This window comes from Pseudosulfitobacter sp. DSM 107133, assembly GCF_022788695.1.
Lineage (GTDB): Bacteria > Pseudomonadota > Alphaproteobacteria > Rhodobacterales > Rhodobacteraceae > Pseudosulfitobacter.
This window is the reverse complement of sequence record NZ_CP085156.1, coordinates 186,004-196,258: the sequence shown is the minus strand read 5'-3', so window position 1 is coordinate 196,258 and position 10,255 is coordinate 186,004. Positions and strand designations below refer to the sequence as shown.

At 61.5% G+C, this 10,255-nt stretch carries 8 protein-coding genes; 3 read left to right on the top strand and 5 right to left on the bottom strand.

Annotated elements, in window-relative coordinates; translation table 11 throughout:
• Nucleotides 1–27 precede the first annotated feature (27 nt).
• Genes DSM107133_RS20960 through DSM107133_RS20950 form a run of 3 tightly spaced genes read left to right on the top strand, consistent with a single transcriptional unit; the run spans nucleotide 28 to nucleotide 4,030 of the window.
• Complete coding sequence (locus DSM107133_RS20960) at nucleotides 28–1,491, top strand: aldehyde dehydrogenase family protein (protein WP_114293783.1); 1,464 nt, start codon at nucleotides 28–30, stop codon at nucleotides 1,489–1,491.
• Between the two features lie 17 nt (nucleotides 1,492–1,508).
• On the top strand, nucleotides 1,509–2,561 hold the full coding sequence (locus DSM107133_RS20955) for a tartrate dehydrogenase (RefSeq protein ID WP_114293784.1): 1,053 nt from the start codon (nucleotides 1,509–1,511) through the stop codon (nucleotides 2,559–2,561).
• Nucleotides 2,558–4,030, top strand: coding sequence for an NAD-dependent succinate-semialdehyde dehydrogenase (locus tag DSM107133_RS20950; protein WP_114293785.1), 1,473 nt, complete (start codon nucleotides 2,558–2,560; stop codon nucleotides 4,028–4,030). Before DSM107133_RS20955 ends, DSM107133_RS20950 begins: the two co-directional genes overlap by 4 nt.
• A 69-nt stretch (nucleotides 4,031–4,099) precedes the next feature.
• Here DSM107133_RS20950 and DSM107133_RS20945 read toward each other — a convergent pair whose 3' ends face one another.
• The 5 genes from DSM107133_RS20945 to kdgD all read right to left on the bottom strand — a co-directional run bounded on the left by DSM107133_RS20945 (nucleotide 4,100) and on the right by kdgD (nucleotide 10,209).
• Nucleotides 4,100–5,461 carry an 8-oxoguanine deaminase gene (locus tag DSM107133_RS20945; RefSeq protein WP_114293786.1) on the bottom strand — a complete coding sequence of 454 codons (1,362 nt, stop codon included), beginning with the start codon at nucleotides 5,459–5,461 and terminating at the stop codon, nucleotides 4,100–4,102.
• Nucleotides 5,462–5,495: 34 nt separating this feature from the next.
• The gene (locus tag DSM107133_RS20940) at nucleotides 5,496–6,863 is read right to left on the bottom strand and encodes a nucleobase:cation symporter-2 family protein (protein WP_114293787.1); all 1,368 of its coding nucleotides are present in this window, start codon (nucleotides 6,861–6,863) and stop codon (nucleotides 5,496–5,498) included.
• Nucleotides 6,864–7,304: 441 nt separating this feature from the next.
• Complete coding sequence (locus DSM107133_RS20935; RefSeq protein WP_114293788.1) at nucleotides 7,305–8,171, bottom strand: amidohydrolase family protein; 867 nt, start codon at nucleotides 8,169–8,171, stop codon at nucleotides 7,305–7,307.
• A complete protein-coding gene (locus DSM107133_RS20930) occupies nucleotides 8,168–9,307 on the bottom strand; it encodes a mandelate racemase/muconate lactonizing enzyme family protein (protein ID WP_114293789.1) in 1,140 nt (379 codons plus the stop codon). The genes DSM107133_RS20935 and DSM107133_RS20930 overlap by 4 nt, the downstream gene beginning before the upstream one ends.
• The gene (gene kdgD, locus DSM107133_RS20925) at nucleotides 9,304–10,209 is read right to left on the bottom strand and encodes a 5-dehydro-4-deoxyglucarate dehydratase (RefSeq protein WP_114293790.1); all 906 of its coding nucleotides are present in this window, start codon (nucleotides 10,207–10,209) and stop codon (nucleotides 9,304–9,306) included. Before kdgD ends, DSM107133_RS20930 begins: the two co-directional genes overlap by 4 nt.
• Between the last annotated feature and the right edge of the window lie 46 nt (nucleotides 10,210–10,255).

The window sequence follows — 10,255 nt, the reverse complement described above, 5'->3', positions numbered from 1 at the left end:
AGGCAGAATTCTATAATAAGGTGACACATGATCTTTGCCGTTGAACCCGACCGCATCGCTTTGCCCAACAGCCATTTTATCGGCGGCGAGCATGTCGCCGGCGACGGACAGATTGCGGTTCTGTCGCCTTCGACGGGTCAGGTACTGGGCGAGATCCCCATTGCTGACGCCGCGACCGTAGACCGTGCGGTAAAGGCTGCGCGTGCTGCGCTGGCCGCGTCAAACTGGGGCGGTATTGCCCCGCGCGAGCGGTTGCGGGCGCTGTGTGCATGGGCCGATCTGATCGAAGCCGAGGCCGAAACGCTGGCCATGCTTGAAGCGGTGTGCTCGTCGCGCCCCTACTGGCAGGTGCATGAAGGCGACATACGCATCACCGCCGAACAGATCCGTTTTTTTGCAGAGTTCGCGGACAAGGAAGGCGGTGCGCTGGCCCCCGTAGCGGACAGCAGTTTCGGCTATATCTCGGATGAACCTTACGGTGTGGTCGGGGCCATCACCCCGTGGAATTTCCCGATTTCCATGGCGGGCTGGAAGCTGGGGCCGGCACTGGCGGCGGGCAATGCGGTGGTGATCAAACCATCGGAAATGACGCCTTATTCGACCCTGTATATGGCCGAACTGTCGGTGCGCGCCGGGCTTCCGGCGGGGCTGATCAACGTGGTTCTGGGCGACGGACCCGTCACGGGTGCCGCGATCACCGGACATGCGGGGATTGACAAGGTGTCGTTCACCGGATCGACGCGCGCGGGGGCTGCGATCATGGAAAACATCGCGCGCACGGGTATCAAGCCGATGACGCTTGAGCTGGGGGGCAAGAGCCCGGTGATCGTCTGCGCCGATGCCGATCTGGATCTGGCGGCAGACTGTATTGATCGCGGGATTACCTCGAATGCCGGTCAGGTTTGCGTGGCAGGCTCGCGTCTGATCGTGGCGCGCGCCATCGCCGACGCGCTGGCGGAAAAGGTCAGGGAACGCTTTGGCCGCCACCGTCCGGCGCACACCCTTGCGGTCACGGCGGGCTATTCCCCGATCATTTCCGAAAAGCAGTTGGAGCGGATCGACAGCATTGTCAGGGCTGCGGTGCATCAGGGCGGCGAGGTGCTGTGCGGCGGTGCGCGTTTTGACCACGAAGGCAGTTATTATCAGCCGACGCTGGTGGCCGGCGTGACCGACACCAGCCCCGCCCTGCGCGAAGAGATTTTTGGACCGGTAGCTACCTTTCAAACTTTCGATACCGATGACGAAGCCATGGCTCTTGCCGGCCATCCGACCTATGGGTTGTGCGCGGGCCTGTTTACCCGCGACCTCAGCCGCGCCCTGCGTCTGACCCGCCGGATCGAGGCGGGGACCGTTTGGGTGAACCGCTATGGCCGCTCGACCGATCACATCCTGCCCACGGGCGGGTGGAAATCCAGCGGTTTGGGCAAGGATCTGGGCCGCGAGGCCTATGCCGCCAACCGCCGAACAAAATCGGTTCTGATCGACCTGTGAAGACCAAGGAAACGGATATGACCACATATAATCTTGCTTTGATCCCCGGTGATGGCATTGGCGTTGATGTCACCGACGCCGCCATGGAGGTGATGAATGCCGCCGCCCGGCGCTTTGGCTTTGCATTGGAAACGCAGACATTCCCGTGGTCTTGCGAATTCTACGCCAGAACGGGTGCGATGATGCCGGATGATGGCATTGAAACGCTGCGCGGCTTTGATGCGATTTTTCTGGGGGCGGTGGGCTGGCCCGAAACGGTGCCCGATGCGGTGTCGCTGCATGGTCTGTTGCTGCCGATCCGCAAGGCGTTCGACCAATATGCCAACATCCGGCCCCACAGGTTGCTGGCCGGTGTCGAAGGACCGCTGAAGGCGGAAGGTTTCGACATCCTGTGTATCCGCGAAAACACCGAAGGTGAATATTCCGGTGCCGGCGGGCGTGTGCATCAGGGCCGCGACAACGAAGTGGCGGTCGAGACGTCAATTTTCACCCGCCAAGGTGTCGAACGTATCCTGCGCTATGGGTTCGAACAGGCACAGGCGCGGCGCAAGCATCTGACGTCGGTCACCAAGTCGAACGCACAGAAATATTCGATGGTGTTCTGGGACGAGGTCACGCGCGAACTGGCCGCTGAATACCCCGAGGTGACGGTCAGCCACATGCATATCGACGCCATGGCGGCCAAGATGGTGATGAACCCGCAGGATCTGGACGTGGTTGTCGCCTCGAACCTGTTTGGCGACATCCTGACCGATCTGGGTGCTGCCATTCAGGGGGGGCTGGGCTTTGCCGCTTCGGCCAATATCTGTCCCGACCGCAGCGCGCCGTCGATGTTTGAACCGGTGCACGGGTCGGCACCGGATATTGCGGGCAAGAACATTGCCAACCCGATTGCCGCGATCTGGTCGGGGGCGCAGATGCTGGAGCATCTGGGCGAGGGCGAAGCCGCTGCCGCTGTGCTGGAGGCTATCGAAACGGCGACCGCACAGGGGATTGGCACCCGTCCCGGTCAGAACTCTACCGATGAGATTACGGCAGCTGTTGTTGCTGCACTTGGGGGCACAGCATGACCATTCACACCACACCATCCACCGATCTGCGCGCGCGTCTGGCCGATCCCGACCTGCTGCGCGAGGCGGCGCTGATTGACGGCATCTGGATTGCCCGCGCCGATATGCCGGTGATTGATCCTGCCACAGGCAGCGCAATTGGCCATATGCCCGACTGCACGGCGGATGAAACCACCGCCGCCATCGACGCCGCCGAGGTGGCAATGAAAGGCTGGAAGACACGCACCAATATCGAACGTGCCGATATTCTGATGCGCTGGTATCAGCTGATGCTGGACCACGCCGACGACCTTGCGATGATCCTGACCGCCGAGCAGGGCAAGCCGCTGGACGAGGCGCGTGGCGAAATCGTCTATGGCGCGTCCTTTGTGCGCTGGTTCGCGGAAGAGGCACGGCGGATCAACGGGCATATCATCCCCTCGCCAGTGGCAGGCAAAAAGATTTTTGCAATGAAAGAGCCGGTGGGTGTCTGTGCCATCATTACGCCGTGGAACTTCCCCAATGCGATGATCACCCGCAAGGTGGCCCCCGGCCTTGCGGCGGGGTGTACGATGGTCATCAAGCCGTCGGACTTCACCCCCTATTCGGCGCTGGCGCTTGGCGTTCTGGCCGAACGGGCGGGCATTCCCAAGGGGGTGCTGAACATTCTGACAGGCCGACCCGAAGTGATTGGCGAAACGCTGACCGCCAGCCCCGTGGTACGCAAGCTGTCGTTTACCGGCTCGACCCGCGTGGGCGCGCTGCTGGCGGGGCAATGCGCGCCGACGCTCAAGAAAATGTCGCTGGAACTGGGCGGCAACGCGCCGTTCATCGTCTTTGACGATGCCGATCTGGATGCCGCTGTCGAAGGCGCGATGCTGTCGAAATTCCGCAATGGCGGTCAGACCTGTGTCTGCGCCAACCGCATTCTGGTGCAATCCAGCATTCACGATGCCTTTGTCGCCGCATTGGCGGCGCGGGTCGATGCGCTGACGGTTGGTCCCGGCACAGACAAGGGCATTGCCATTGGCCCGATGATCAACGCCAGCGCCATCACCAAAATCAACGCCCATGTGGCGGATGCGCTGGCCAAGGGCGCGGTGCGTGCCACCAAACAGCGCGATTTGCCGGCGCAATTTGCCGATCCGGTGGTGCTGTCGGGGGCGACGGTGGACATGCAGCTTGCCGAGGAGGAAACCTTTGGCCCCGTTGCGCCGGTGTTCCGGTTTGACACCGAGGCCGAGGCGCTGGCGCTGGCCAATGGCACGCCCTTTGGTCTGGCGGCCTATTTCTACACCACCGATATGGCACGCGCCTTCCGGTTCGGCGAGGCGTTGGAGGCGGGTCTGGTCGGGTTGAACACCGGTGTGGTCAGCCATGCAGAGGCCCCATTTGGCGGCGTCAAAGCCTCCGGTCTGGGGCGCGAGGGCGCGCAGGAAGGGATCGAGGAATACCTTGAGACCAAGGCGTTTCATTTCGCCGGTCTGTAAGCGGCCTGAGGGCATGCCTTGTGCGCTGTGAATGAGACGAAGCCACGCCAGTCGCGTGGCTTCGTTGTTTCAGGCGGCTTCACCCCGCAGCAGATCGGCGGCCAGTTCATTGTGACGCCGCAGGATGGCAGGGATGTCCATGCGGGTGATGCGCCCGTTTTCAACAATCAGTTTGCCGTTGATAAAGCTGTAATCGACCTTGGCAGGAGCGCAGAACACCATTGCGGCCAACGGGTCGCTGTGGGCGCCGGCAAATTCCACCTCGTTCAGGTTGAACGCGATAAAGTCAGCCGATTTGCCGACGGCAAGTGACCCGATGTCGTCGCGACCCAGCACGCTGGCACCACCGCGTGTGGCCAGTTCCAGCGCCTGACGGGCTGACAGGGCCGCAGGTCCGAAACCCACGCGCTGCAACAACATCGCCTGCCGCGCTTCTCCCAGCATATGCGCCCCGTCGTTCGAGGCGCAGCCGTCGACTCCCAGCCCAACAGTCACCCCGGCGTCGATCATCTTGCGGATCGGCGCGATGCCAGAAGCAAGGCGCATGTTTGAACAGGGGCAATGTGCCACGCCGGTGCCGGTGCGGGCGAACAGGTCGATGCCGGGCTGGTCAAGCTGCACGCAATGGGCGTGCCAAACATCCGTGCCGACCCATCCAAGGTTTTCGACATATTCGGCCGGGGTCATGCCGAATTTTTCGCGGCTGTAGGCAAGGTCGTTGGTGTTTTCTGCCAGATGCGTGTGCAGTCCGACACCGTAGGTACGGGCCAGTTCGCCCGTGTCGCGCATCAGCCCCTGACTGACCGAAAACGGCGAACAGGGGGCGGCGGCGATGCGCAGCATCGCATGGCGGTCGGCGTCGTGATAGTCTTCGATCAAACGCTGTGTGTCGGCCAGAATGTCCGGTTCGTTTTCCACCAGACTGTCGGGCGGCAACCCGCCCTTGCTTTCCCCCACGCTCATACTGCCGCGACAGGCGTGAAAGCGCATTCCAATCTCGGTTGCCGCTTCGATGCTGTCGTCCAGCCTGCACCCGTTGGGAAAAACATACAGATGGTCGCTGGAGGTGGTGCAGCCCGACAGCAGCAATTCGGTCATCGCGGTCAGGGTCGAAATGCGGATCATCTCGGGAGTCAGCCGCGCCCAGAGCGGGTACAGTGTCTTGAGCCAGCCAAACAGTTCCGCATCCTGTGCTGCGGGAACAGCCCGCGTCAGGCTTTGGTACATATGGTGATGGGTGTTGATCAGGCCCGGCAACACCACATGTCCGGCCATGTCATAGACGCTGTCGGCTGTCTCGGGCAGGTCGGCTGTGGGGCCGACCTGTTCGATGACATTGTCGCGGATGAACATCCCGCCGTCCGGTATCTCGCGGCGTGTGTCGTCAAGCGTCGCAAGAAGGTGGGCGTTTTTGATAAGCAATGTGGTCATGGTCAGCCATTTCTTGACAGTGTTGAGGTGCGGTTCATGTGGTCTGCCCGACGGCCTGGTCGCCATGATCTACCACTTCGCGCCCCGGCAGCAGCAGGTTCAGCGCCATCGAAACAACGGTGCCGGGTATCAAGCCGGATTCCAGCATTGCCTTGATTTCGACAGAGTAGTGTTCGTACAGCGAGGGCTGACCGCGCAGACCGATGGCAAAGGCAACCGACACGCCAATAATCAACATGTTGCGTTTGTTGAGGGTGACCAGTGACAGCATCCTGACTCCCGCAGCGGCAATCATGCCGAACATGATGACAACCGCGCCGCCCAGCACCGCAGCCGGAATGGTGGTAACAAAGGCGCCGACCTTGGGGAACAGCCCTGCAAACACAAGGAACCCGCCGCCGATGGCGACGACATAACGGCTGGCCACGCCGGTCAGGGCCACCAGCCCGACGTTCTGGCTGAAACTGATCTGCGGGAAGGCGTTGAAGATGGCCGCAAAGCTGCTGGCCAGCCCGTCTGCCATTACCCCGCCAGACAGTTCCTTGGATGTGGGTTCGCGGTTGGCCCCGCCAATCACCGTACCCGCAATATCACCGATGGACTCAGCGCTGGTCACAATCGACATCACCACAACGCCAAAGATTGCGGTTGGCACAAACTCAAGTCCGATCTTGAACGGATGCGGCAGAGCGGCCCAATCGGCCTCACCGACGCTGGAAAAATCGATCAGCCCCATCGGAATTGCGATCAGATACCCGACGATGATGCCAATCAGCACGCCCATTTCAGACAAGAACCCCTTGGCGAACTGGTTGATGCCCAGTGTGACGCAGAACACGACAAAGGCCAGCAACAGGTGGCGGGTCGCGCCGAAATCCTCGGCGCCAAAACCGCCGCCGACATAGGCAAAACCGGTCGGTAACAGGATCAGGCCGATCAACAGAACAAAAGTGCCGGTGACCACGGGGGGAAACAGAAACCGGACGTGACGGATAAAATAGCCGACAATTGCCATAGCTATGCCACCACAGAAACACGCGCCCAAAACGGCAGGCAGCCCGTTGTTCTGGGCAATAGGAACAAGGATCGGCAGAAACCCGAAGCTGGTGCCCATAACGATCGGAACCTTTGCCCCGACCGGCCCCAGTCCCAGCGTCTGCACAAGGGTTGCAATGCCTGCCACAAACATCGCCGCCTGCACCAGAAACACCGTTGTCGCCGCCGGCGCGTCGATGGCATAGGCGATGATCAACGGCGGGGTGACGTTGCCGACAAACATCGCCAGAACGTGCTGGATGCCCAGCGGGATCGCTTCGAACAGGGGCGGCATATAGTTGACGTCTGTCGCGTGGCTTTCGCTGTGCTCGTGCGACAGAACCTCTGAGAGTGCGTGGTTCGACATGGTACTGGTCCTCCCGACCGAATGGTGTGCTGCGCGTCGACAGTACAAAGCCGGCCGCCCCCTCCTCCGAGGGACGGCAAAGCTGCACCGGGCCGTTCCATGGTCTGGAAAGCCCTGTCATCGCGTTGGAACAATCTGACGAACAGATCGGTGCGCACAGGCTTGAGCAATGCGCGCCAGCACGCAACGCCTAAGTGGCCGTTTATTTTCAAGCTGATTTAGTTGCTGTTACAAAAATTATGGAATTGACGGCCCTCGGGGTCGAAGCCGTGGCCGTGCACACGGCAGATGATGCCGCTTCATTGCACATCAGACATGCCGACATGGTGCGTGTGGTGTAGGGGGCGGGTGACCGTGAGACAGCAATCGCGCAGGCGCAGCCGGATGTCCAAGGGCATGGTGGCGCACATCTGAGGCGCGCCACTGCTTTTGAGACAGGTATTAACCGAGCGGCGGGAAACCGAACAGGGTTTCTGGGGTGGATACCAGAACCTTGGCGCGATCCGCCTCTGGCACCCAGCCCAGAACCACGTCCAGAAGCGCCCCGTCATCGGGGTATTCTGTGGTGGTCCTGGCCAGATTGTGCGGCCAGTTCGTTCCCCAGATCAACCGATCTGGCGCGTGGTTGGCGACGGCGCGTGTCATCGCGGCGATGTCAGTAAAATCGGGCGCGCCGACTTTGGAGCTTTCGTAGCAACCGGCCAGTTTGTACCAACAGCGTCCGCCGTCGATCAGACGTTTGATACAGGCCATTTCGGGGCCATCCGGTGTGGCGCCGCGAAAGAATTTGCCGTGATGGTCCAGAGTCCACCGGCTTTTCAGCGCGGCCAACCGGCTTTCGTGTTCCAGAATGTCCGAACCGTTAAACTGCACGGCCAGCATCCAGCCGTGGGCGGCGGCCATGGCGTCGACTGCCTCAAGTGAGTCCAGCCCGACCGCGCCGCCGGGCAAATCCATGATCCGCGCGCCAACGATGCCTGCGTCAGACAGGGCGCGCATTTCGGCGTCAGCGGTTTGCGCATCAATCACCGCAACACCGCGCGCCATGTCGCCCAGCTGTGACACACAGGCGATCAGGTTGGCATTGTCGCGCTGTTGCGCATTGCCTTGGGTGATGACCACGCGGTCGATGCCCAGCCAGTTGGCCATCGCCAGATACATGTCCGGCGTCGGCAAAGGGTCAACAGGGTTCGCCGGTCCACCCGGCAGCGCCGGAAAGCCGGGCAGATACATGTGGCTTTGCGTGTCTATGGCACCTTTAGGCAAGGCTATTGCAGGTTTTTCGCCCGACAGTTTGCGATCAATCATGTGTCGTCTCCTGCGGCAAACTCGGTCAGGGCGGCGCGGTTGATCTCGATCCCCAGACCAGGGCCGTCGGGAATGGTGACGATGCCGTTGCTGTGTTCGATCGGGGCGGTAATCACCGCCTGGCGGAACGGGTTTTCGGTGCGGTCAAACTCAAGGATCGGCTCGATCGGGTTCAGACGCACCGGATTTGGCACCATTGCCGCCATGAATTGCAACGACGCGGCAATTTGCACCGCTGTGCCCCAGACATGCGGCACGACGCGAATGTTGTGCAAGGCTGCCAGATCGGCAATGCGCTTCATCTCGGTAAAGCCGCCGCAGCCACACAGGTCGGGTTGCAGGATATCGACACAACGCGTTTCCACGGGTTCGCGCATGCCCCAGCGGCTGTGCCACGTTTCGCCGCCCGCGACCGGGATCGGCTGCATTTTGCGCAGCTCGCGATAGGCAGACAGGTGTTCGGGGGTGACCGGCTCTTCGAACCAGTCGATATCACAGGCGGCAGCGGCGCGGCCCACCTTGATGGCTTCGACTGTGTCGTAGCCGTGGTTGCCGTCGATCATCAGCCGCATGTCGCCGCCCATCGCGTCGCGCACGGCACGGATCACGGCCAGATCTTCCTGGAACCCAAAGCCGATCTTGATTTTCATCGCGTGAAAACCCGCAGCGCGGTGGCGCGCGGCCTCTTCGGCGTTGTCTGTCACACGATCCACACCGTCGCGCTTGAACCCGCCAGTGGCATAGGCCCTGACCGTGTCGCGAAACCGCCCGCCCAGCAGGGTCGAGACCGGCACGCCGAAATGCTTGCCCTTGATATCCCACAGGGCAACGTCGATGCCGGACAATGCCGTTACCGCCAGTCCGCGCTGCCCCTGATCGCGCAACGCGTTGTACAGTACGGCCCAGATCTTTTCGGTTTCCAGCGGGTCCATCCCCACCAGCCAGTTTGCATAGGTTTCAACCACCGCGCGGTTGGCGCGTGCAGGCCCCAGACATTCGCCCCAGCCTGTCGTGCCATCTTCGCAGATGACCTCGACCAGCAGATGCTGGCGCCGGTCAAAGCGCATCGACGCGCTTTCAAAGGCGGTCTCAAGGCGATGTTCCAGCAGGTGGGTGCGAACGGCTGTAATCTTCATCGTTTGTGGGTTCCGATCAGGCGTTCCATCATGGCCATTTCGTCCGCGGTCAGGTCAGTCAGCGGCGAACGCACCGGCCCCGTATCGAAGCCTTGCAGGCGCACGCCGGCCTTGATGGCGGAAACGGCGTAACCCTTGCTGCGGTTGCGGATTTCCATGAAGGGATAGAAGAAATCGTTCAGGATCGCCGTGCAGCGGTCTCGGTTGCCGGCCCGAAGAGCGTCGTAGAATTCAATCGCAAGACCGGGGACAAAGTTGAAGACAGCCGACGAATAGGTGGTGAAACCTGCGCCCAGATAGGCCTCTGCGAACAGTTCGGCGGTGGGCATGCCACCCAGGTACATCAACCGGTCGCCCATCTTGGCGGTGACCTGACGCACCAGCCCGATGTCGCCCGACCCGTCCTTGAACCCGATCAGGTTGGGGCATTCGTCGCACAGCCGCGCCAGCGTGTCGGGGTGCAGGATCGAATTGTCGCGGTTGTAGACCATTACGCCAATGCCGATGGATTGGCAGACCCGTTTGACGTGCGCGTAAAGCCCCTCTTGCGGGGCGTCGATCAGATAGTGGGGGATCAGCAGGATGCCGTCGGCCCCGGCCTTTTCCGCCGCCTGCGCGATATCCACCGCAATTTCTGTGCCATAGCCGCAGCCCGCAACAATCGGGATCGACCCTGACGCCGCTTTGGCCGCGGTGACGATCTCGGGGATTTCCGACGGTTTGAGCGAGAAGAATTCACCGGTGCCACCAGCGGCAAACAGCGTGGCCGCAGGGTATTGCGACAGCCAGTTGATGTGGTCTTCGTAGACGGGGCGGTTGAATGCGCCATCGACGCCAAAGGGTGTCACGGGAAAGGACAACAGTCCCGAACCGAGGGACGCTTTCAGATCATTCGGGTTCATAGGATGCTCCGGTGTTGTGATTTTTGTCAGGGGTATCTGACCTGAC